The 21,623-nt window shown below is 58.1% G+C and carries 19 protein-coding genes and 1 tRNA gene; 3 read left to right on the forward strand and 17 right to left on the reverse strand.

Annotated features, from left to right (window positions below; translation table 11 throughout):
- Nucleotides 1-28 precede the first annotated feature (28 nt).
- Together GYA95_RS00095 and GYA95_RS00100 are read left to right on the forward strand one after the other, a co-directional pair.
- Nucleotides 29-2,797 carry a DEAD/DEAH box helicase gene (locus GYA95_RS00095; RefSeq protein WP_003151700.1) on the forward strand — a complete coding sequence of 923 codons (2,769 nt, stop codon included), beginning with the start codon at nt 29-31 and terminating at the stop codon, nt 2,795-2,797.
- A gap of 137 nt (nt 2,798-2,934) precedes the next feature.
- Nucleotides 2,935-5,067 carry a GmrSD restriction endonuclease domain-containing protein gene (locus GYA95_RS00100; protein WP_058162723.1) on the forward strand — a complete coding sequence of 711 codons (2,133 nt, stop codon included), beginning with the start codon at nt 2,935-2,937 and terminating at the stop codon, nt 5,065-5,067.
- A 349-nt stretch (nt 5,068-5,416) separates the two neighbouring features.
- Here the strand turns inward: GYA95_RS00100 and radC are convergent, their stop codons facing one another.
- The 14 genes from radC to GYA95_RS00170 form a co-directional block, all read right to left on the reverse strand.
- Nucleotides 5,417-5,911, reverse strand: coding sequence for a RadC family protein (gene radC / locus GYA95_RS00105; RefSeq protein WP_003151696.1), 495 nt, complete (start codon nt 5,909-5,911; stop codon nt 5,417-5,419).
- Between the two features lie 49 nt (nt 5,912-5,960).
- Nucleotides 5,961-6,875 (reverse strand): recombination directionality factor, encoded by a 915-nt coding sequence (locus GYA95_RS00110; protein ID WP_003151694.1) that lies wholly within the window; start codon nt 6,873-6,875, stop codon nt 5,961-5,963.
- Nucleotides 6,876-6,952: 77 nt separating this feature from the next.
- Entirely contained in the window at nt 6,953-7,957 is a 1,005-nt protein-coding gene (locus GYA95_RS00115) for a YqaJ viral recombinase family nuclease (protein WP_023442929.1), read from the reverse strand.
- Nucleotides 7,958-8,032: 75 nt separating this feature from the next.
- Nucleotides 8,033-9,001 (reverse strand): DUF932 domain-containing protein, encoded by a 969-nt coding sequence (locus GYA95_RS00120; RefSeq protein WP_003151691.1) that lies wholly within the window; start codon nt 8,999-9,001, stop codon nt 8,033-8,035.
- Between the two features lie 71 nt (nt 9,002-9,072).
- Nucleotides 9,073-9,402 carry a hypothetical protein gene (locus tag GYA95_RS00125; protein WP_023442928.1) on the reverse strand — a complete coding sequence of 110 codons (330 nt, stop codon included), beginning with the start codon at nt 9,400-9,402 and terminating at the stop codon, nt 9,073-9,075.
- A 510-nt stretch (nt 9,403-9,912) separates the two neighbouring features.
- Complete coding sequence (locus tag GYA95_RS00130) at nt 9,913-11,166, reverse strand: tyrosine-type recombinase/integrase (RefSeq protein WP_003151687.1); 1,254 nt, start codon at nt 11,164-11,166, stop codon at nt 9,913-9,915.
- A 188-nt stretch (nt 11,167-11,354) separates the two neighbouring features.
- Entirely contained in the window at nt 11,355-12,455 is a 1,101-nt protein-coding gene (gene ychF / locus GYA95_RS00135) for a redox-regulated ATPase YchF (RefSeq protein WP_013970895.1), read from the reverse strand.
- A 24-nt stretch (nt 12,456-12,479) separates the two neighbouring features.
- Nucleotides 12,480-13,064 (reverse strand): aminoacyl-tRNA hydrolase, encoded by a 585-nt coding sequence (gene pth / locus GYA95_RS00140; protein ID WP_008099045.1) that lies wholly within the window; start codon nt 13,062-13,064, stop codon nt 12,480-12,482.
- A gap of 79 nt (nt 13,065-13,143) precedes the next feature.
- The gene (locus tag GYA95_RS00145; protein WP_013970896.1) at nt 13,144-13,737 is read right to left on the reverse strand and encodes a 50S ribosomal protein L25/general stress protein Ctc; all 594 of its coding nucleotides are present in this window, start codon (nt 13,735-13,737) and stop codon (nt 13,144-13,146) included.
- Between the two features lie 121 nt (nt 13,738-13,858).
- Nucleotides 13,859-14,800 (reverse strand): ribose-phosphate pyrophosphokinase, encoded by a 942-nt coding sequence (locus tag GYA95_RS00150; protein ID WP_003247410.1) that lies wholly within the window; start codon nt 14,798-14,800, stop codon nt 13,859-13,861.
- 47 nt (nt 14,801-14,847) lie between these two features.
- Nucleotides 14,848-14,922 (reverse strand) — tRNA-Gln (locus GYA95_RS00155).
- A 20-nt stretch (nt 14,923-14,942) separates the two neighbouring features.
- Complete coding sequence (gene ispE / locus GYA95_RS00160; protein ID WP_013970897.1) at nt 14,943-15,803, reverse strand: 4-(cytidine 5'-diphospho)-2-C-methyl-D-erythritol kinase; 861 nt, start codon at nt 15,801-15,803, stop codon at nt 14,943-14,945.
- Nucleotides 15,804-15,806: 3 nt separating this feature from the next.
- The gene (gene lolB, locus GYA95_RS00165) at nt 15,807-16,424 is read right to left on the reverse strand and encodes a lipoprotein insertase outer membrane protein LolB (RefSeq protein WP_013970898.1); all 618 of its coding nucleotides are present in this window, start codon (nt 16,422-16,424) and stop codon (nt 15,807-15,809) included.
- 4 nt (nt 16,425-16,428) lie between these two features.
- Nucleotides 16,429-18,150 carry a tetratricopeptide repeat protein gene (locus GYA95_RS00170; protein WP_015268937.1) on the reverse strand — a complete coding sequence of 574 codons (1,722 nt, stop codon included), beginning with the start codon at nt 18,148-18,150 and terminating at the stop codon, nt 16,429-16,431.
- 1,149 nt (nt 18,151-19,299) lie between these two features.
- Between GYA95_RS00170 and GYA95_RS00175 the strand changes: the two genes are divergently transcribed.
- Nucleotides 19,300-19,524, forward strand: coding sequence for a hypothetical protein (locus GYA95_RS00175; protein WP_015268938.1), 225 nt, complete (start codon nt 19,300-19,302; stop codon nt 19,522-19,524).
- A gap of 59 nt (nt 19,525-19,583) precedes the next feature.
- Here the strand turns inward: GYA95_RS00175 and GYA95_RS00180 are convergent, their stop codons facing one another.
- From GYA95_RS00180 to GYA95_RS00190, 3 genes are read right to left on the reverse strand one after another with little or no spacing between them, the layout of a single operon-like run.
- A complete protein-coding gene (locus GYA95_RS00180) occupies nt 19,584-19,943 on the reverse strand; it encodes a hypothetical protein (protein ID WP_015268939.1) in 360 nt (119 codons plus the stop codon).
- Nucleotides 19,940-20,917, reverse strand: a complete 978-nt coding sequence (locus tag GYA95_RS00185; RefSeq protein WP_015268940.1) for a hypothetical protein — start codon at nt 20,915-20,917, stop codon at nt 19,940-19,942. Before GYA95_RS00185 ends, GYA95_RS00180 begins: the two co-directional genes overlap by 4 nt.
- Nucleotides 20,918-20,926: 9 nt before the next feature.
- Nucleotides 20,927-21,415 carry an Hcp family type VI secretion system effector gene (locus GYA95_RS00190; protein ID WP_015268941.1) on the reverse strand — a complete coding sequence of 163 codons (489 nt, stop codon included), beginning with the start codon at nt 21,413-21,415 and terminating at the stop codon, nt 20,927-20,929.
- Nucleotides 21,416-21,623: the final 208 nt, after the last annotated feature.

The following is a 21,623-nucleotide window of genomic DNA, read 5'->3' on the forward strand; positions in this document are numbered from 1 at the left end:
CCGGCTACAAGGAACAAAGGAAGAAAGTATGAGCAGTACGCGTATTCAACATCACGTTTCCGGGCGCCTGTCGCTGCGCCCGCCGCAGGCCGAGTCGCTGAGCAAGTTGGTGCAGGCGTTGGGCTCTGCGCCGGAGCTGCTGGAACATCAGCAGAGCGTGCGGGCGATCCTCGATACCCTGAAGGCACAGTTCCCGACCCTGGAAGACTTCGAGCGCGACTTCCCGTCACTGTGCTTCTCGCTGGCCACCGGTGTGGGTAAGACCCGGCTGATGGGCGCCTTCATTGCTTATCTGCACCTTGAGCACCAGATCAACAACTTCTTCGTGCTCGCGCCGAACCTGACCATCTACAACAAGCTGATCAACGACTTCACCCCGAACACGCCCAAGTACGTATTCAAGGGCATCGGCGAGTTCTCGATCAATGTGCCGCGGGTCATCACTGGCGACAATTACGACCAGCAGAACATCCTCGGTGGTGAGTTGTTCGGCGAGGTTCGCATTAATATCTTCAACATCGCCAAGATCAGCTCTGAGGTGCGCGGAGGTAAGGAGCCGCGGATCAAACGGATGCGCGAGGTGCTGGGTGACAGCTACTTCAACCATCTGTCCGACCTGGAGGATCTGGTGCTGCTGATGGATGAGTCGCACCGCTACCGCGCCCAGGCCGGGATGCGGGCGATAAACGAGCTCAAGCCGCTGTTCGGCCTGGAAGTGACCGCTACTCCCTTCACGGAGTCGAGCAAGGGGCCGGTGCCGTTCAAGAACGTCGTGATGGACTACCCGCTGGCTCGTGCCATCGAAGACGGCTTCGTCAAGGAACCGGCCGTGGTCACTCAACGCGATTTCAACGCCAGGCAGCATACGCCGGAAGAAGTGGAGCGGGTCAAGCTGGAGGACGGCGTGCGCCTGCACGAGGCGACCAAGGCCGAGCTGCTGACCTACGCCCGCGAAAACGACGCCAGGGTGGTGAAGCCCTTCATGCTGGTGATCGCTCGCGACACCGCCCATGCCGGACAACTGCTGGCGTTGCTGGAATCGGATGTCTTCTTCGAGGGGCGCTATCGCGGCAAGGCCATCCAGGTCGACTCCAGCAAGAGCGGTAAGGATGAAGAGGAAATGATCACCCGCCTGCTGGCCGTGGAAAGCGTGGATGAGCCGACCGAGATCGTCATCCACGTCAATATGCTCAAGGAGGGCTGGGACGTTACCAACCTGTACACCATCGTTCCGCTGCGGGCCGCCAATGCACGCACGCTGATCGAGCAGTCAATCGGCCGCGGCCTGCGCCTGCCCTATGGCAAACGCACCGGAGTGGAGGCCGTGGATCGCCTGAACATCGTCGCTCACGACAAGTTCCAGGAAATTATCGACGAGGCCAACCGCGGCGATTCGCCAATCCGCCTCAAGCAGGTAATTCTCGATGCGCCCAAGGCGGACGATAACAAGACCAGCGTGCAGGTGCAGTCCGGTGCGCATGCGGTGCTCGGCCTGAGCGAAGGCACAGCGCAGCCGGCTGCAGAGCAAGAGAGCGAGTCTGGCGAGGCAAGCAGTACAGGCGCGAACGCCGAAACACTAAAACCTTCGCCGATTTTCACCACTGATGCAGAGAGGCAGGCCGCCCGTGTGGTGATGGAGGTCATCGGCCAGTACGAAACTCGCCGTGATCTGGTGCCAAGCAGCAAGGATTTGCTTAAGAAGGAGGTGCAGGAGCAGATCAAGGCCGAAGTCGCCGAGCGCCTTAAGCCCCAGCAGGGCTCGTTGTTGGAAGGACAGGACGCGACTGCACCTGAGCTGAATCTGGATGAAGTGGTGGCCAAAACCGCCGAAGTGGTGGTGCAGAAGACCATCGATATTCCGCGCATCACGGTAGTGCCGACCGGCGAGGTAACCTCGGGTTACCACCCGTTCACGCTGGGCGATCTGCCCAACTACCAGCCGGGCCAGCGCGAGCTCCTTGTGCAGGAGCTGCGCACCAGCAAGCAGTCCACGTTGAGCCGCGAAAGCGGTATCCGCGAAAAGCGCCTGGAGGACTATATCGTTAAGAAGCTGATCGACTTTGATGACGTGGATTATTTCACTCAGGCCGAGCTGCTCTACAACCTGGCCGAGCAGGCGGTGGCCCACTACCAGAAGCAGAACTATGTCGAAAGCGAGCTGCACGAGATCCTCGATACTCACGGTGCAGATCTGGCCCGCCTGATCCATGCAGAAATGCACAAGCACTTCTGGGAAGAGGCCAGCGGCTACGAGGTCAAGGTCAGCCGCGGCTTCACCGAGCTCAAGCCCTGCAACTACACGGTAGCGGCTAACCAACCGGTACACCGCGTGCGCGAAACAGTCACCGAGACTAGCCGGATCAAGCAGATGCTGTTCGGCGGCTTCACCCGCTGCCTGTACCCGCTGCAGAAGTTCGATTCGGACACCGAGCGGCGCTTTGCCGTGATCCTTGAGCGCGAAGCCCTGAAGTGGCTTAAGCCGGCTAAGGGGCAGTTCCAGATATTCTACAAGCTCGGTGCTGAGCAGCCGGAGTATGTGCCGGACTTCGTAGTGGAGACGGACAGCTGTATTTTCCTCGCCGAAACCAAGGCTGCCAGCGACCTGGAGACCCAGGAAGTGCAGGCCAAGGCTGCCGCTGCTGCACAGTGGGCCAAGCATGCCTCCGACTACGCAAAGAGCGTCGGCGGCAAGCCCTGGAAGTATCTGCTGATCCCGCACAGCGAAGTAGCCGAGGCGAAGCGATTGATGGACTATCTGAGGTTTGAGGTAAAGGCAGCTGTATCGGTGGTGAGCTGAAAGGTGTAGGGCTGAGCAATAGGCCCGAATGACTCAGTGCTCCAGGTGCTTTCTGTGTCTGGAGCAAAGGGTTTTCTGTTCGCGGAGCGGACTTTGAAGATGAGGTCCGGCCGCAAAGGCATATCCGAGGGAACGACGTGAAAGCGACCGAAGCCAATCTGCTCAAGTTTCTCCGCAAGTCACCGCAGTTTGTCATTCCGATTTACCAGCGCAACTATTCCTGGACAGAAGAACAGTGCCGTCAGCTGTGGTCGGACATCCATCGTGCCGGGCGTGAGAAGTCCGTCAATGCCCATTTCATCGGTTCCATCGTGTACATCGAGCGCGCCCTGTCGTCGGTCACCAGTCCGGAAGCATTGCTGGTCATCGATGGGCAGCAGCGCCTGACAACCTGTACTCTGCTGATCGCTGCATTATCCAGTCATATCGAGAGTCTTCCTGATGATCAGTTGACGGCGCTTGATGAGCTGCTGGAGACGTTCTCGGCCAGGAAGCTGCGCAATTACTATCTGCTCAACCCCGATGAGGACGGCGACCGTCACTTCAAGCTGATTCTTTCGGAAACCGACAAGGAATCGCTGCTGGCAATCCTCAAGCAAGCGCCGATGCCTGCCGAGCGCAGCACCCGCATTCAGGAGAACTTTCAGCTTTTCCAGTCCCTGCTGAGACAGAATAGTTCCGAACTGGTTGCGATCTGTGAAGGGCTCGCGAAGCTGGTCATCGTCGATGTCTCCCTTGATCGTGGTCAGGATAATCCGCAGCTGATTTTCGAAAGCATGAACTCCACCGGCCTGGAGCTCAGTCAGGCCGACCTGATTCGCAACTACATCCTAATGGGGCTGGAGCCTGCGCTGCAGACGGAGTTGTATAAAAGCTATTGGCGCCCCATGGAAAAAGCCTTCGGCCAGGCGGCTTATACCCAGCACTTTGATGCCTTTATGCGGCATTACCTGACGACCAAGATGGGCGATATTCCGAATGTCCGCCAGGTCTATGTCGCATTCAAGAACTACGCCCGCAACCTGAAAGACGATGTTTCTTCGCTGGTTGCCGATATTCATGCCTATGCAACCTATTACTGCGCTATTGCGCTTGGTGCGGAAAGCCACTCGCAGCTCAAGCAGGCTCTCCATGATCTTCGTGAACTTAAGGTCGATGTTTCATACCCGTTCCTGCTGGATGCTTACCATGATTACAAGACAAACACCCTGAGTGCCGATGAGTTGTGCCAGGTCATACGCTTGGTGGAAGGCTATGTATTTCGCCGAGCAGTCTGTGCCATCCCGACAAACTCTCTGAACAAGACATTCGCAGGTCTCTCGCGCACCCTGAAGAAAGACCGCTATCTGGAAAGTGTGCAGGCCAGCTTCATGCTGCTGCCTTCGTACCGCCGCTTCCCCAGTGATGAAGAGTTTCAGCGCGAGCTCAAGCAGCGAGACCTCTACAACTTCCGTAGCCGCAGTTACTGGTTGCGTCGTCTTGAAAATCATGGAAGAAAAGAGCGTGTCGCCGTTGAAGACTACACCATCGAGCACATTCTTCCGCAGAATCCCGAGCTTTCTCCGACCTGGAAGGCTGAACTTGGCGAGGATTGGAAGGTTGTCCAGGAGAGATGGCTGCATACTCTCGGTAATCTGACCTTAACGGGTTACAACAGTGAGTACCGCGATCATCCGTTTGCGTTCAAACGCGACCAGGTTACCGACCGGGATGGACACCCCATAGGGTTCGCATACAGCCCGCTCAGGCTGAATCAGGGGCTTGGCAATGTGGGTAAATGGGACGAGGCGGCAATCAGGTACCGAGCAGAGCGTCTGGCCAAGGATGCTGAGAGGGTCTGGGATGCTCCACGGCTGGCTGCGGACATTCTCGATGCATATCGCCCATCGAGTCAGCCGACTAGCAGCCAGTACAGCATTGATGATCACTCGCATTTGTCATCCGGCCCCGTGCGTGATCTTTTCGAAAGCCTTCGTGCTGCGGTTTTGGAGCTTGACCCATGCGTCAAGGAGGACGTGCTCAAGCTGTATATTGCATACAAGGCAGAAACCAATTTTGTCGATATGGTGCCACAAGCCAAGCGACTGCTACTGTCGCTCAACATGCCATTCCATGAGATTGATGATCCTAAGGGGCTGTGCCGAGATGTCACGAACCTCGGACGTTGGGGGAATGGTGACGTTGAAGTCGTCTTCACTAGCCACGATGAACTGCCCTATGTGATGGGTTTGATCCGCCAGTCGTTTGATCGGCAGATGGGAGATATCTAGTCTCCGAGAGCAGTGCCTGCGGTTCACGCAGGCAATGCTCGTAGGAAAACTGCTCACCTACACTGACCTGCTTAATGAATCGTGGAGGAGCCAGTATCGACAGCCGTTGATCTGTCTAACTAGGGATATACTAATCGGCACCAACCAGATCCAAAGGGCGTACCTTCAACCGGTCGGTCAAGAGCGTCGGCCAGCTTTCGGGGCCGGAAGCCTGTTCATAATTTCGATATCAGCTGCCGATCCGGCTTTCTCAGCTGATGTGTAGTCACTTCAGAACAAAAAATAAAATATTTCCCGTCCTGAAGATTGCTCCTGGTATTCCCAGGAGCAACCTTTTATGCGGAGTCGGCTAGAGATGACCTCGTTCGGCCAACGACACGCAGCCTTCATGGCCAACCACCACATGATCCAATATGCGGGTGCCGACCATGTTCAAAGCGTTCTTAAGGGTAGTGGTCAAGGTACGATCGGCTTGGCTGGGCTCTGGATCGCCGGAGGGATGATTGTGAACCATGATGACGGTTGCAGCGTTATGCTCCAAGGCGATCTTCACCACTTCTCGCGGGTACACACTAGCCCCATCCAGCGTGCCTCTGAACAGTTCTCTAAAGCCTATAACCCTGTGTTTGGAATCAAGCAGCAGAGCAAAGACTTCGTACTCGTGGTACTGCAGCAGTGTTTGCAGGTGGCTGAAGACCTGCTTGGGTTCAGTCAAGGCCCGGCCTTTAGACAAACGACTCATGGCCAGTTGTTGTGCCATCCGCAGGATGTCGGCCTCGGTGACGGGTGATTCCATGACGTAGGTGCCACTCGCCTCACCGGCTTTGAGCTTGTGATATTTCATGATGCTATTCCTGTAAGAATGAGGAAGGCTGGGGAGGTTGAGCAGAGCGTTACTGAACGGAAGTCCTAGTGCTGTGCTCGATAGCCTGAGCCTCCAGCTTCTGAGTCAGTGAGGGCTTTGACGGCGCTGCCGGTTGGGCCTCTGCGTTGCTGGGTGGGGTTTCAGCAGCGGGAAAGAACTCCTCGACTATTGCGCCAGAGTCCTCCTCGCTATCTTCAAAAGCGCCATTGCTTAAACCTTGTCGGGCTGCGTGATCCAAGGCGCTCTGGTCGAAGCCCGAGGCTTGCCGGGTTTCCTCCAGTTGCTTGCCGGCGAGCAAGGCCTCTTCTAGGGGCAGTCCACTGCGCACCGTGATATCGACGTAGAATATCGGCGTGCCGTGGCTTTGACGGGTGGATTTGCCACGCAGACGCAGCTCCAATGGCAGGCAGGCCAGGCGATTGCCAGAGATGGCTTGCAGGTAATGCAGGCGCGCTGCCAAGGTGCGGATGCTGTTGAATCCAGTGGTCCGGAAGACAAAACTGCCCAGTGGGTCGTCATCGCCAATCACCACGTTCAGCCGACCGTAAGGCTTACAGGCATTGCCTTGGGCCATTGGGCAGCCATCGGGTGAAGGGCAGGGCAGCGACTGGATGCCGTCCTTGGTCAAACGCTTGCACGTTTCACCGTTGCCGACGCATAACGGTCTGCCGGTGGTACGGTCGAACAGACTGTAGTCTGCGCGAAAGTTGAGGTCCGGTTCGTTGAACAGCAATCGGATCGGAATGCTGCGCAGCTTGCCATCCTGGCCATTGCGCAGTTCCTCATTGAGTGGATGCAGTAACCAGCCGTCACGGCTCTGGACTTGCGAGGTGATGGTGAACTGATCATCTTTCTCGGGCAGGCGCTTGCCGTTTTTCTCGACGACCTTACCGATGGAAATGCGCCCGAGTACCGGCGGAGTGATGGCTAAACCTTTGAGCATGGTGGTGCTCCTTGATCTGAAAATACAAAAGCCACCGGGACGTGAACGGTCCGGGTGGCTAGGGTGAGAAGGTTGTTTCAGGCGAGCAGGAAGCGACGAGTGCCTGCTTTGGCCTTGGGGTACCGAGCCTGCAGGTAGGGCTTGTCTTTGAGCATCTGTTCGACATCCAGACCAATGCTGTCCTTGGATTTCTTCCAGCTGATGTAGCCCTCAGCAAACTCTGCACGGGTGGCTTCCCCCATGGCCTGCTGCAGAATCTGCTTGAGCTGCGCTTCACGCGTTTCCTGCTGAGCAATGTTCTGACGAACTGACTTGAGCTCCAGGAACGTGCTGGTCAGCGCCGGGTGCTGGCTGAAGTCCAAGGTCTGTCCGTTATCCTCGGGATAGAGGCAGCGTAATGCCGCTTCCGCAGATGCTGTGCCATCGGCCGGTGGCGGGGTGTCACTGATGACGTAATCCCAGAACAGTCGTTCCAGGTCAATCAGCCGCGCAATCAGCGCCTCGTCGCGTGTGATGCGATGGATTTCCAGATGCTGGCCACCGAGCAGCACGGCTACATCAGCGGCCTGCTTGCCAGTGACCGCGAGCTGGTGCATGACCTGCAATTGCACATATTCGGGCACGCCCTCTTTCCAGAGGCGTGCCCCGTTTATGCCGGCGGTCTTGCATTCGAGGATTTGCACCTCTTGAGCGCCGATCACCTCTCGGTCGATATTGGCGAGCATCCAGGGCAGCGCCGGATCGGGATGCTGCAGCACCGCGTTGATGCGGCGGACCTTGTACTGGCTGCGCTTGCTGTAGTGCCAGGCCACGATGGGCTCCAGTACATTGCCCCAGTACAGTGGGCTTTCCTCATCCTGAGGATCGGCCTTGGGCATGCTGGCGTCGCGGCCGGTCTTCTCCAGCCACAGTTCCAACTGCGACTTGTAGGGATTCAGGCCCACCGCAGCGGCGGCATCCGAACTGCCGATGCCTTGCTTGCGGATCTGCAACCAGTCCTCGCGGGGCAGCTCCTTGGTGCTGACCAGGCGCAGGGCAGTGCGTTTCTTACGGGTGCTACTGTTCAATGACGTTGCTTTCATCGTATTCACCGGCAGACATAAAAACGCCCGACCAGCACAAGGCTGACCGGGCGCAAGGGTTGATGTGAGTTAGGGTTAGGCGGCGAGTTGCAGAGCGGCATCCAGAGCGCGTTGCTTGATTTGCGCCCCTTGGCCGAACCAGGCTGAGTCCAGGCGGTACTCGTTGTTGCGCGCACGGCGTTCGTGGTCGACATATTCGGTCACTGCGTTGAGCAGACCCCAGGCGGTGCCGCGTGCCGAGTCAATCTGGCTACCCCGGCCACGCCCTTCGTACAGTTCCTGAACCTTGCGCAGGGCACGCTCATTGGGCAGCACCTCCGGCAGAGCAGCGGTCGGAGTGGTTTCACAAAGCACGTTCATGAAGAAACCCAGTGCCTCATGCCACTGCACCTTGCGTTCAGCCAAAGCCCTCATGCGGTACATAAACTCGTCCCAGCCAGAGACGGCGATGCCTAGCTGCTTTTTCACCGTCGCCGGGTCAAAGCGAGTGTTGTGTGGCACCTTGATGGCACGGCTGCTGCCATCCAAGGCGATGGTCAGGGTGTTGTTGCACACCACCCGCACCGTGGTCGGTGTGGCGGTAGTGGCCAGGGTGCCGTCGCAGGAGGTGGCGAGCAGGAGGTAACCGTTGACCTGATCGTTACCCTTGAGCACTGCACCTTGCCCGGTACGTGCAAGCGCCCAGAACTTGCGCCCGCCTTTAAGCACGCCTGCGGTTTCCAACTCGTAGCCGGACACCTCGGTGAGGTCGCGGTAGAACTCCAATACCTCACGGGGTTGTACGGTGTGATAGCGCTTTGAGACCACCGACAACGGCGCCTTGGTATCTGAGCGGTAGAGTACTTTTTGTTCGGGGAAAGAATGGATGGTGCCCAGGTGGCCGACTGCGTCCGACTTGAAATGCACCGGGCTTTCGAGAATCTGCCAGTCCATGCCGGCTTCGCTCTGCCAGACCTCAATAGGTTGTTTACGGGGCAGGTTGTTGCCCAGGCCATGCCAGGGAGTAGCGCCAGCGTAGGCCATGGTATCAACGAGATGAGCCATGAGAATGATTCCTTACAGATGAAGGGGAAAGAGCGTCGCTTCATCAACGAGCGACGCATGTTCACAAAGGCTTAACGGCTGGCGCTGAAGCTGTAACCGCACTCCAGACATTGGTAATTGGCCAGCACCTTGTCGTCGATCTGCTCGCCCAGCGTGGCCCCGGCGATGCCGCCAGCGACCCCGCCAAACAGGCCACCCAAAATCGCCCCAGCGATGCTGCCGATAGCAATGCCCACCGGCCCACCGACTACACCCAGTACCGCGCCGGCTTCCGCACCCGACAGGGCACCGGCGGCACCACTGGCTGCACCGCCTGCAGCGCCAATTAATCCGCCCGTTTGTTTACCGAGATTTTTCGTGATGACACGTCCTGAATTACAGCTTGGGCAAGGGGTATACATACGCAGATCCTCTCAAGTGATGAGCGTGCCGAGGCAGAAACGGCACGGCAAATCCCCGACGGCAGTTGATACCGTGGGGCGTTCACAGAGGTGATATAGGTCTGAAATATTTTTGGATCCAATTTCAGCTTGAGCTATAGCTGCAGAAGTAACCGGATATTGTTCCTGAGACTCAGAGGAGGGGGCGGTCGAAAATTATGTCCCGAAGAAGTGGGAAGCCCTCTTGGCGTTGGCCGAAATTGAACCAGGTGATCGGCACGTTTGAACTACTCGACCTGCGCTGTAGCAGGTTGGCCGATAATTGAGGGCCTGATCTGGATCTTCTCATGCCTGTAAGTGGTGCTGGCATGAGGATCCCAGTTCTAGCACGAAGGCTGACGGGATGCAGTGGCAGCCCTGTGTCGGATCACCGACTAGGTTGAATCCGGCGAGTTGCCTGTGAGCAAGGTTCAGGGCCTGGCCATGATGGAGGCGGCGGAGACGTACTTAACGAGGTGCTCCTACCTGGTGTCAATTGACGTTCTTTTCCGCCATTACCCATGCGTCCAGCATGTCGGCCCACTGTTGCATCATCCTAGTGCGGTCATTCAAGTATTCCGCGTGGTTGTAGGTGCGACGGACTGCATTCTGTTCTGTATGCGCCAGTTGCCTTTCGATCCAGTCTGCTGAAAAGCCCATTTCATTGAGCCTAGTACTCCCTGTTGTCCGTGTGGCGTGTGGGCTGTACTTGCCTCCCCAACCTAACGTCTTGAGCATTTGACGGAATGAGGCGGCCACCATGGGCTGAGTGCGCATGTCTCGATGCGGAAATACATGTATGTATTGACCTGTAATTCCGTGAAGGGCCTGCAGCATTCTGACTGCCTGGGCGGGGAGCGGAACAGTGTGTTCTTTCCGCTTTTTCATTCGCTCAGCAGGAATACGCCAGATGGCCTTTCCCAGGTCAAACTCCGACCATCGAGCCTCTACCGCTTCATTTGGGCGGCACAGAGTCAACCACATCAGGCGGAAGGCACAGAGGGTTTCATGGCGTCCAGCGTGAGTTTCTACGTCTCGTAAAAGCTGGCCAATTTCTTCTTTAGAAAGCGGCCGCTTGTGCTGGGTTTTGTTTGTGGGCAGTGCCCGGCGAACAGGGTGAACGGGATCACTGTTGGCGCGTAAGGTAGAGATTGCCAGTTCGAAAACGCCAGACATGGTTCTCTTGGCTTCAGCGGCGACCGATGGCCCATTGTCCTGTGCGGCTCCCTTCAGCACGTCAAGGATGTGGGCGGATGTAATGGCTTTGATGGGCATATCCCCGATTCTCGGGAACACGACCCGCTCCAACATCTTGAGTCGCCTTGACTTGGTGATTTCCTCCCAGTCCTTCAATGCCAGCCATTCGTTGGCAACCGCTTCAAAGGTAATGGTTCTCTCGTGATCACGCTTGACCCGCTCTAATTGCCGGTGATGGGCGGGATTGATTCCTTGCACGACAAGTGAGCGTGCTTTTACGCGTTCGTCACGAGCTTCTGATAGGGTGAATCGACGTCCGTTTCGCCGCTCCTGTGCCTGCTCGGGTGTTTCCCCCTTCGCGACAATCACATAGTCCCCAATGGCGAAAACGCTTTCCTTCCTGGTGTTGCCATCGCTCAGCTCAAACCGATAGCGCCAGGCCTTAACGCCATTGGGTTTTACCTCTAGGTACAGTCCATTGCCATCGGTGAGTTTGTAGGGTTTTTCCTTGGGCTTCGCGGTACGGCACTGGGTGTCGGTGAGTGGCATGACTGGTTCCTGCTCGTGTACCCGGTTTCTGGGCTGGGTATGGGGTTGCTATACCCGGAAGCGTACCCGGTAAAGGTATGGATCTCAATGTTCCTGATGGGCGTTCTTGGACAATAAAAAACCCCTTGAAGCTGTTATCTTCAAGGGGTTTGATGTCCATCGAGATCTACGAGGATCTAAATTACCGCTTAGACGTTGAAGCGGAAGTGCATCACGTCACCGTCCTTGACGATGTAGTCCTTGCCTTCCAAACGCCATTTACCGGCTTCCTTGGCACCGCTCTCACCCTTGAACTGGATGAAGTCGTCATAGGCCACCACTTCAGCGCGGATGAAACCTTTTTCGAAGTCGGTGTGGATCACGCCAGCGGCCTGTGGTGCGGTAGCACCGACGCGTACGGTCCAGGCGCGTACTTCCTGCACGCCGGCAGTGAAGTAGGTCTGCAGGTTCAGCAGCTCATAACCGGCGCGGATAACGCGGTTCAGGCCAGGCTCTTCCAGGCCCAGGGCCTCGAGGAACATATCCTTCTCTTCACCGTCTTCCAGTTCGGCGATTTCCGCTTCGATCTTGTTGCACACCGGCACCACTACTGCGCCTTCTTCCTCGGCGATGGCCTTGACCACGTCCAGGTGCGGGTTGTTGTCGAAGCCGTCTTCGGCCACGTTGGCGATGTACATGACCGGCTTGCTGGTCAGCAGGTGGAAGCCGCGGATGACCGCCTTGTCTTCGGCGCTCATGTTCTTCATCAGGCTGCGCGCTGGCTTGCCTTCGGTGAAGTGCGGGATCAGCTGTTCGAGGATGGCCTTCTGCGCCAGGGCTTCCTTGTCGCCGCCCTTGGCGTTGCGGGCAACCTTCTGCAGCTGCTTCTCGCAGCTGTCGAGGTCGGCGAAGATCAGCTCGAGGTCGATGATCTCGATGTCACGCTTGGGGTCGACGCTGTTGGAAACGTGGATCACGTTCTCGTCTTCGAAGCAGCGCACCACGTGGGCAATGGCGTCGGTCTCGCGGATGTTGGCGAGGAACTTGTTGCCCAGGCCTTCGCCTTTCGAGGCACCAGCCACCAGGCCGGCGATGTCGACGAACTCCATGGTGGTCGGCAGGATGCGGTTTGGCTTGACGATTTCAGCCAGTGCATTCAAGCGCGCATCGGGCATCGGCACGATGCCGCTGTTAGGCTCGATGGTGCAGAAGGGGAAGTTCTCCGCCGCGATGCCAGACTTGGTCAGGGCGTTGAACAGGGTGGACTTGCCGACGTTGGGCAGGCCGACGATGCCGCAATTGAAACCCATGGGTATTCCCCTCTCTAAAGGAAATCAGGCCTTCTGGCTGTGCAGCTCGCGCATCGCCTTGGCGAAGTCGCCGGCAAGCACGTCCGGCAGCACGCCGAGGGCAAAATCGATGCTGGCGTCGAGCTTCTCCTGCTCGGCGCGTGGCGCGCGGCCCAGGACGAAGTTGGAGACCAGTTTGGCGTCGCCCGGGTGGCCGATGCCAAGCCGCAGGCGGTGGAAGTCGTTCTGGTTGCCGAGCTGCGCGATGATGTCGCGCAGGCCGTTGTGCCCACCATGGCCACCGCCGCGCTTGAGCTTGGCGACGCCCGGGGGCAGGTCGAGTTCGTCATGCGCCACCAGGATCGCTTCCGGCTTGATGCGGAAGAAATTGGCCAAGGCCGCCACGGACTGGCCGCTACGGTTCATGTAGGTGGTGGGGATGAGCAGACGAACGTCGTTGCCCTGATGGCTGAACTTAGCCGTCAGGCCGAAATATTTGCGGTCAGCGGTCAACGAGACGCGCTGGGCGCTGGCAATGCGTTCAACGAAAAGAGCCCCTGCGTTATGCCGGGTCTGTTCGTATTCGGGGCCGGGGTTACCCAGGCCGACGATCAACTGGATGGCGGTCACGTCAGGGGCTCTTCCTTGGAGTTGGTGGGTTACAGGGCGCGCGGCACTGTAACCCGATCAACGCCGGCGCGCGAGTGGATTACTCGGCAGCGCCTTCTGCTTCTGGAGCAACGCGTGGAGCGTGAACGTTGGCAACAGCTTTGTCATCACCGTGGGCCAGAGCTACGAACTCTACGCCTTTCGGAGCTTTCAGGTCCGACAGGTGGATGATGGTGCCGATTTCAGCGTTGGCCAGGTCGACTTCGATGAACTCAGGCAGGTCTTTGGCTTCGCAGGAAACTTCGATCTCGGCTTCTACGTGGGAGATCTCGCCGCCTTTCTTGACCGGGGCTTCTTCATTGATGAAGTGAACCGGTACCTTGGCGGTCAGTTTCTGGCCAGCAACGACGCGAACGAAGTCGGCGTGCATGATGAAGCCTTTGGCCGGGTGGCGCTGCAGAGCCTTGACCACGACGTTTTGCTTGGCGCCGTCGACGTTCAGTTCCAGAACGTGGCTGAAGGCAGCCTCGTTTTCGAACAGCTTGGTGATTTCCTTGGCCAGGATGGTCAGGGACTGAGCGTCCTGGTTACCACCGTAGACAACGGCTGGGATGTTCGCGGAGTGACGCAGGCGGCGGCTCGCACCTTTCCCCAGGTCAGTACGCGCTTGGGCGTTCAGAGTGAATTCGGTCATTTTGTTTCTCCAAAGTAGCCCCCCGAGGGCGTTTGCGACCAGCGCCAACGGGGATGGCAAAAAAGCCCCGCCCCAACAACCAGTGTTGGGGCGGGGCGCTTTTCGTCAGCGTGTGTTCCGCTTAGCGGAACATCGCGCTGATCGATTCTTCGTTGCTGATGCGGCGGACCGCTTCAGCGACAACCGGTGCGATATCCAGTTGGCGGATACGGTCACAGGCTTGAGCAGCGGCGGACAGCGGAACGGTGTTGGTCACCACCAGCTCGTCCAGTACCGACTTCTCGATGTTCTCGATCGCGCGGCCCGACAGGACAGGGTGCGTGCAGTAGGCGTAAACCTTGGCAGCGCCGTGTTCTTTCAGGGCTTTGGCCGCGTGGCACAGGGTGCCGGCGGTGTCGACCATGTCGTCTACCAGGATGCAGGTGCGCCCTTCGACGTCGCCGATGATGTGCATGACCTCGGAGTGGTTAGCCTTCTCGCGGCGTTTGTCGATGATACCCAGGTCGACGCCCAGGGACTTGGCGACGGCACGTGCGCGCACGACACCACCGATGTCCGGGGAGACGATCATCAGGTTCTCGAAACGCTGGTCCTCGATATCGTCGACCAGTACGGGCGAACCGTAGATGTTGTCGACCGGGATATCGAAGAAACCCTGGATCTGGTCAGCGTGCAGGTCGACGGTGAGTACACGGTCGATACCTACGACAGTGAGCATGTCAGCGACGACTTTGGCGCTGATGGCTACACGTGCCGAACGCGGACGGCGGTCCTGGCGGGCGTATCCGAAGTAAGGAATCACGGCGGTGATTCGGGATGCTGAGGAGCGGCGGAAGGCGTCGGCCATCACTACCAGTTCCATCAGGTTATCGTTGGTCGGGGCACAGGTCGGCTGAATAATGAAGACGTCTTTACCGCGGACATTCTCATTGATCTCAGTGCTGATCTCGCCGTCGGAGAACTTACCGACAGAAACGTCACCGAGAGGGATATGCAGCTGACGTACGACACGCCGAGCCAGATCGGGGTTGGCGTTCCCCGTAAAGACCATCATCTTGGACACGCGCAGTACCTGAAGGCTGAGGGTAACCTGGATGAGTATAAGGAAAATGGCAGGGGCGGCTGGATTCGAACCAACGCATGGCAGGATCAAAACCTGCTGCCTTACCGCTTGGCGACGCCCCTGTATCTGTTGCTGCGAACGCTTATGCGCTCGACTTCTTGACCAGACTTTGCAGCTTGCGATGCAACATCGAAACGTTGCTTCCTTTCGCCACAAACCCTGTTTGGGTCGCTGAAAGAAGGGCCAGAACTTTATCAGCTTCGGCTTTGCTTGGGAAGGCCCCAAACACACAACTTCCAGTACCGGTCAGTCGAGCCTCAGTGAATTTACCCAGTGAATTCAACGCATTGCGAACTTCCGGGTAACTCTGCTCTACCACCGGTTGGCAGTCATTTCGACTGTTTCCCTCGGGAACGGGGCGCATCTTAAGGGGGAGCGAATCACGTGTCAACTGTGGATGTGAAAAAATTTCTACTGTGCTGACAGACACTTGCGGCACAAGCACGACATACCAGGGCTCTTCCGGGTCAACCGGGGTCAATTGTTCACCCACGCCCTGGGCGAATGCCGCGTGGCCGCGCACGAATACCGGTACGTCGGCGCCCAGGCTCAGGCCCAGTGCGGCCAGGCGGTCTTCGTCCCAGTCCAGTTGCCACAGGTGGGCGAGGGCCAACAGGGTAGTGGCGGCATCCGAGCTGCCGCCGCCGATGCCGCCGCCCATGGGCAGCACCTTGGTCAGCCAGATATCGGCGCCCAACGTCGTGCCGGATTGTTCCTGCAGCTTGCGCGCAGCACGCACGATCAGGTTGCTGTCATGCGGCACTGCTTCGATCTCGGTGTGCAGGCGGATCACGCCGTCGTCACGCACGGCAAAGCTCAGTTCGTCGCCGTGATCGAGAAACTGGAACACGGTTTCCAGCTCGTGATAGCCGTCCGCACGGCGGCCGATGATGTGCAGCCACAGGTTGAGCTTGGCCGGAGCGGGCAGGGTGAGGGTCTGCATGTATCAGTGCCCCAGCTGGCGGGGTTGCCAGTCCTTGACCACCAGTGTCACGTCGAGGTCCTTGCCGTGCAGCTTCATACGCTCGGGCAGCCAGTAGCCGTTCTGTTCCGTGTAGCTCAGGTATTGCACCTGCCAGCCGTCCTGGTCGAGGCTGGCCAGGCGGCTGTCGCCGTCCAGGGTCAGCTTGCTCTTGCTGTCGGGGGCCGGCAGGCCGCGGACCCACCAGACCAGGTGTGAGACCGGCAACTGCCAGCCCAGTTGTTCTTCCAGCAGGGCTTCGGGGCTGAGAGCCTCGTAGCGGCCCTGGTTGGCCACTTCCAGTACCACGCCGCCGGGGCGGCCGGTCAGGCGAGCGGCGCCACGGCCCAGCGGGCCGGCCAGGCGAATGTCGTAGTAGTCCTGGCGTTGCAGCCAGAACAGCGTGCCGCTGCCGGAGTCGCGCGGGGCACGGATGCCGACCTTGCCGTTGATCTGCCAGCCATCGAGGCTGCTCAGTTGCTCTTTATGGGCGCGCCACTGCTGCGGGTCGCCGTGGCCCTGCAGGGCCTCGCGACTACCGAAGCCGGCACAGCCGGCCAGCAGGGCGATCAGGGTGAAGGTAATGCAATGGCGCAGGAACATGGCGTTAGAGAGTCTCGGATCCGGTCAGGCGCAGGATGGTCTTGCGCAGGATGGGGCTGTCGGCCTGGGCTTCGAAGCCCTTGGCCCAGACCTGGCGGGCTTCGCGGCGCTTGCCGTTGGCCCATAGCACTTCGCCCAGGTGGGCGGCCACTTCGTGGTCTGGGAAGCTGGCAAAAGCCTTGCGCAGGTAGGTTTCAGCCTCGTCGAGGTTGCCCAGGCGGTAATTGACCCAACCCAGGCTGTCGAGCACCGCCGGGTCATCCGGGGTCAGCTGATGGGCCTTGTCGATCAGCGCCTTGGCTTCGCTGTAGCGGGTGGTGCGGTCGGCCAGGGTGTAGCCGAGGGCGTTCAGGGCCATGGCGTTTTCCGGCTCGCGGGCGATGATGGCGCGCAGGTCTTTTTCCATCTGCGGCAGGTCGTCACGCTTTTCCGCCAGCATGGCACGGGTGTACAGCAGGTTGAGGTCGTCCGGGTAGCGCTGGATGGCTTGCTGCAGCACCTGGCTGGCCTGGGCGTCCTTGTTGTTGTTGCTGTAGCTTTCCGATTCGATCAGGAACAGCTGTATGGCGTAGTCCGGCTGGGATTCGCGGGCATCGGCGAGCAGGCGCGAGGCTTCGGTACCACGGCCGTTGGCAATCAGGATGTCGGCCTGGCGCAGCTGCGCCGGCAGGTAGTCGGGGCCCGGGCCGACCAGGGCGTATTCACGCAGGGCGCCTGCAGGGTCGTGGCGCTCTTCGCGGATGCGGCCCAGGTTCAGGTGCGCGGCGTCGACGTTGCTGTCGCGTTCGATCAGCTCCTGCAGGTAGCCCTCGGCTTCATCCCAGTCCTTGTTTTCCAGGCACACCAGCGCCAGCGAATAGCGCAGCTCGTCGTCCTCGGGGTATTGCTGGACCAGGCTGAGGAACTCGCCCTTGGCATCGGCGATGCGGTCCTGTTCGACCAGGGTGCGCGCGTAGGTCAGGCGCAGGCGCTTGTCGTCCGGGTTGTCGCGAATCGCCCCGCGCAGCAGTGGCAGGGCCTCCGGGCCGCGGTCCAGGGCTTGCAGCAGGCGAGCGCGCAGCAGGACCGGGGCGACTTCGCCGTTTTGCGGCGGGTGCGACTCGAGTAACTCCAAGGCTTCTTCGGCCTTGCCGTCCTGGTTCAGCAGCAGGGCCTTGCCGAACACCAGCTGGCTGTTGTCCGGGTACTTCACCAGCAGGCGTTCGAAGCTTTGCAGCAAGCCGTCGCGGGTGCTCTGGTCGGTTTCGGCGGCGGACAGGGCGAGGAAATCGAAATGGGTGTCGCCTTGGCCCTGCAAGACCTTTTCCATGTAAGTCATTGAGTCGTCATAGCGGCCGGCGCGGGCCAGCTGGATGGCGGCGGCGCGCTGGGCGTCGAGGTTCTGCGGGTCGTTGCGGGCCCAGACCAGGGCGTTGTCCAGTGCCGGTTCGTCGGCGCCGAGGTATTCAGCAATGCGGTAGGCGCGCTCGGAAACCCCCGGGTCCTGGGTTTTCGCGGCCTGGTCGGTGTAGTTGGCCAGGGCGATGTCGAAGCGGTTGCGCTGGCCGGCCAGTTCGGCCACCAGCAGGCTGTAGAGCGTGTCCTGCTTGAACGAGCCATACACCACGGGTTTTTCCGCCTCGCTCTTGTCGGCCTCGGCGACGGGAGGCTCGGCCTTTTGCGGGGCCAGGCTCTGGCAGCCCTGGAGCAGGGCGAAGGCAAGCAGCAATGCGTATGGTTTGTTCATAGAAGGCTTTAAAAAGGACTCACCGGCGGTCGGAGCATGATGACACAAGCGCGGTGGCAAACCCACCTGCGAAGGTATGAAGCTGCGCTTCGCTTATGCAGACCGCGCTGTGCCCGCGCGGTTCGCCGCAGAGCCTGCCACGGCGCCCAGAACACAGAATTTTTGCTCTTGCTCTTGCTTCTGAGCGCGCGATAGTTCAGGCGCCGCAGATTGCGACTTCAGGAGGCCGAGCGAAGGGACTGCGGAGGGAGGTGACGGGCATGGATGCCCGTCAAGCGCTGAGGCCCCATGGATGGGGCCTGCAGCGCGTACTCTCGGGAGCAGGCCCATAGCGAGGGTGCCCCGGAGCGAAGCGTAGGGGCCGGATGATGGGAGCCGACGGTTTTTGGTTCCATTTTGCCACGACAAAAAGGGTTCCGCCGTAAGGGCGTCAAGGTGACGTGGCGCCACTATCGCGAATGAATGTCTACTCGATGTGAATGTCTACACCTGAAAGCAAAAAGCTTAGGGCTGATGTCTCAACAGCCAGCCTCTTGGCGTCCGATGTCACGGAATAGGCCCAAGGGGGCGCAACCAAATGCGAAATAAAATAAGTGCTCCGATAAGTGTTGGGTGCATAGCCCCTAAGACGATCAGGGTGCGCTTCATGCGTATAGGGAAGTTCGTGACCTCATCAAGGTCAACCAAGCTTTTTCGCGCATATATTTTTGGCACTGTTAGTAGTATTGATATTGAGAGTGTGCGCATTACCTTTCCAATTAGGCCTGCTTGTGAAAAGGTTTTTATTCCCGCTCACGAATGCGCTATTCGGTAGTAGTGATTCGATCCTGTCAAGATGATAGATTGATATGTAGAACGATACGCAAAGCGTGACGGTCATGGCGGCCAAAATTATAAATGCAACAATACCCGCTTCAGTGCTCATTCGCTGCCTACCTTTTCATACAATACTTCGCCGAGCGCTTCCCCTACAGCACCGCCAAGCATGCTTCCTCCTGTGGCTCCCGCAGCCCCACCAATAACAGCGCAGACAAGTACGCCTGTACCGACTGTGGGCACGCCAAGAGCGAGACAAATATTAGTGGCAATAGCACCGCCGTAGCTTGTTGCTATCCCTCCCACGGCGACACTGCCTGTCAAGGAAGATCCATGGACGTATTTAGCTTTTCTACACTCATTGTCGCGGCCAGCGGTGCAGGCTTTATGGATTTCAAGACCCGTCGCGGCGACTTCCAGCGCAATACCTATATAGGTGTCTTTTTTGATCAGGTTGGCAGCCCTGACCACACCTATGATCTTAACTGCACACCCCACAATCTCAGTCGTTTGCAAGTCCTTGCCACGCGTCGAGTGCCGGCCTTGAGTTTCCAATGATCGATTGCTGCGGGAGAACTTTGTCCTTGAACAGAATACGAAGTCGTATCTCCATTGGGTCATAGATAGTGAGACAGCACGAGTGCAAGGAATAATATGATGTGAATAGCCCAGAGGTTGACCAAGACAAGCCTTTCACGGCGCGGAAATTTTTGTACTTCCTCGATATCTGCTGCGCCCCTATAAGTGAAGATTTTGGGTGTGGCCAGTAGTGTTGCAATTTGACCAGTTCTTATCAGTTTTCCTATTAGTCCAGCATGCTTATAGTTTTTTATGTTGTCAGATACGATACGAGAGGTGGGTAAGAAAGACTCAAAGTGCTCGGTGTATTTATGTGCAACGTAAATTTGGACAGTAATTGCGATTGCGATTGAGGTGATGAGAATAAGTGCGATCAGACCCGGTTCCATATTGATCATTGCGAGAACTCTCGATATAGGAAGTCACCAAGCACCTCGCCTTTTTCTCCTCCGAAGTCACCGCCTAGCTTCCCCCCTGCGGCAGCACCAATGACTGCGCAGGTAATTGACCCCAAACCGGCCGTCCCTACTCCCAGAGCCGCACATACAAAGGGCGCAACAATGGTCCCTCCTATGTATCCACCCATGCCGCTGCCGGTCAGACCACCGGCTAATGACGCACCATTGAGAAATTTTGCACGCGTGCACTCATCTTCTCTGCCGAGCATACAGGCTTGGCGAATCGCCAGGCCCGTTGCTGCGACATCAAGCGCTATGCCAATGTAAGTACCTTTTTTTATCAAACTGGCAGCCTTGCCTACCCCGGCAACCTTATTCGCATACCCTGCAATCTCACCGGTGTGCAAATAGCGTTTCGTGGATATGGCCAGTGTCCTTTTAATCGATCCCTTGTTACGCAAATCCGAGCCGAACGCCGCCAGTTTGCCCAACTGTTCGTCAAGCTTCGAGAACAGTGCCGCACGCTTGGCATAAAACTGGTCACGGTTTTTGAGCGTCCCTGAACCCAGATGTTCTCTGTGCAATTTCTCGATCTCCAGCAACGTGTCCTGAATGGCCTTCAGATGCCTGCTCCAGCCGTCGCTGACCACGCCTGCGCCCAGTGAAGCATGGGCAAGCAAGCTCTTCAGCAACTCGAAATTATCCAGAAAAAACTCATCAGCCCCCTGGCCACTGCGCATCAGCCCCATATGCGTGATGGAGGCCTGAGACATCAGATAAGCCTCCTGACTGGTACACGAAGGTGTAGACCAGTCGCCGACGATCACCAGTTCGCCGCTTCTGACCACACTGTTGTAAATGTGTGCATTCAGGATGTCGAACTTGCTTGCGGCATGCCCGCCAAGCGCAAGGCCGGCCTTGAGCGTGTGATAGTTCTGCATCCTGGGGTTGATGAAAGCGCGGGCTTCGTACATGGCGATACCTCACGCGTACTTCTTGTTGCCGATCCGGTCCCAACCACCGGCAATATTGCCGCCGCCCGAGCCGTCGATGCGCTTCTGCAGGGTATAGGTGGTCTTGATTCTGCCGTAATCGAGGCGAACCACCTCGATAGGCACGCCGTCGGCGGCGCTCTGGGCGTAATCGGCAATGATCACTTCTTCTAGGATGATCTCGTAGTACTTCAGCTTGTCACCGCCCGCGCGGCACAGCGCGAGTTTGACTTCCTTGAGATGCTGCCCCGCGCAACTGGCCTCCATGAGTTTGCAACTGGCGCTGTCGAGAAACTTGGTAAAAGTGAAATGGCTCACTTCGGTGCGCCCCGAAGTGGCACCCCCTGCCGAGCTTGCAGTGGCAGAGGGGCTTTGGCTTACACCGAAATCATAACCGGTGACTTCAATCCACTTGCCGTACTTCTCGTCCAAGGCTTCGCCTGGAATATCGTCGATTTTCAAATACGCGTCCAAAGCCATATCTACCGCTCCTTGGTCATCATGTGGGTGAGGAATATCGATGTAGCGGCGTCAAGGCTAGGCGCGGAAAGAGGGTGGAGCAACAGCTGGGCATGTATTTGGGAAAAGGACTACAAGACTGTGGATAAGTCTTGTAGAGATATGTCAAAAGTCCTCTCGACTTGGTCGGTGTAATTAACTAAGGAGATGTCGAGCCGATGGTTCTGGT

It is taken from the genome of Pseudomonas asiatica (assembly GCF_009932335.1).
In the GTDB taxonomy this organism is placed as follows: Bacteria; Pseudomonadota; Gammaproteobacteria; order Pseudomonadales; family Pseudomonadaceae; genus Aquipseudomonas; species Aquipseudomonas asiatica.

What these genes read in the sequence shown, in the direction of transcription:
- GYA95_RS00120 (WP_003151691.1), bottom strand. Translation starts at nt 9,001, where the DNA reads ATGGCTCATCTCGTTGATACCATGGCCTACGCTGGCGCTACTCCCTGG.
- lolB (WP_013970898.1), bottom strand. Translation starts at nt 16,424, where the DNA reads ATGTTCCTGCGCCATTGCATTACCTTCACCCTGATCGCCCTGCTGGCC.
- GYA95_RS00130 (WP_003151687.1), bottom strand. Translation starts at nt 11,166, where the DNA reads ATGCCACTCACCGACACCCAGTGCCGTACCGCGAAGCCCAAGGAAAAA.
- ychF (WP_013970895.1), bottom strand. Translation starts at nt 12,455, where the DNA reads ATGGGTTTCAATTGCGGCATCGTCGGCCTGCCCAACGTCGGCAAGTCC.
- GYA95_RS00145 (WP_013970896.1), bottom strand. Translation starts at nt 13,737, where the DNA reads ATGACCGAATTCACTCTGAACGCCCAAGCGCGTACTGACCTGGGGAAA.
- GYA95_RS00180 (WP_015268939.1), bottom strand. Translation starts at nt 19,943, where the DNA reads ATGATCAATATGGAACCGGGTCTGATCGCACTTATTCTCATCACCTCA.
- GYA95_RS00185 (WP_015268940.1), bottom strand. Translation starts at nt 20,917, where the DNA reads ATGTACGAAGCCCGCGCTTTCATCAACCCCAGGATGCAGAACTATCAC.
- GYA95_RS00110 (WP_003151694.1), bottom strand. Translation starts at nt 6,875, where the DNA reads ATGCTCAAAGGTTTAGCCATCACTCCGCCGGTACTCGGGCGCATTTCC.
- GYA95_RS00125 (WP_023442928.1), bottom strand. Translation starts at nt 9,402, where the DNA reads ATGTATACCCCTTGCCCAAGCTGTAATTCAGGACGTGTCATCACGAAA.
- GYA95_RS00115 (WP_023442929.1), bottom strand. Translation starts at nt 7,957, where the DNA reads ATGAAAGCAACGTCATTGAACAGTAGCACCCGTAAGAAACGCACTGCC.
- GYA95_RS00095 (WP_003151700.1), top strand. Translation starts at nt 29, where the DNA reads ATGAGCAGTACGCGTATTCAACATCACGTTTCCGGGCGCCTGTCGCTG.
- GYA95_RS00190 (WP_015268941.1), bottom strand. Translation starts at nt 21,415, where the DNA reads ATGGCTTTGGACGCGTATTTGAAAATCGACGATATTCCAGGCGAAGCC.
- radC (WP_003151696.1), bottom strand. Translation starts at nt 5,911, where the DNA reads ATGAAATATCACAAGCTCAAAGCCGGTGAGGCGAGTGGCACCTACGTC.
- GYA95_RS00175 (WP_015268938.1), top strand. Translation starts at nt 19,300, where the DNA reads ATGGACGTATTTAGCTTTTCTACACTCATTGTCGCGGCCAGCGGTGCA.
- GYA95_RS00170 (WP_015268937.1), bottom strand. Translation starts at nt 18,150, where the DNA reads ATGAACAAACCATACGCATTGCTGCTTGCCTTCGCCCTGCTCCAGGGC.
- ispE (WP_013970897.1), bottom strand. Translation starts at nt 15,803, where the DNA reads ATGCAGACCCTCACCCTGCCCGCTCCGGCCAAGCTCAACCTGTGGCTG.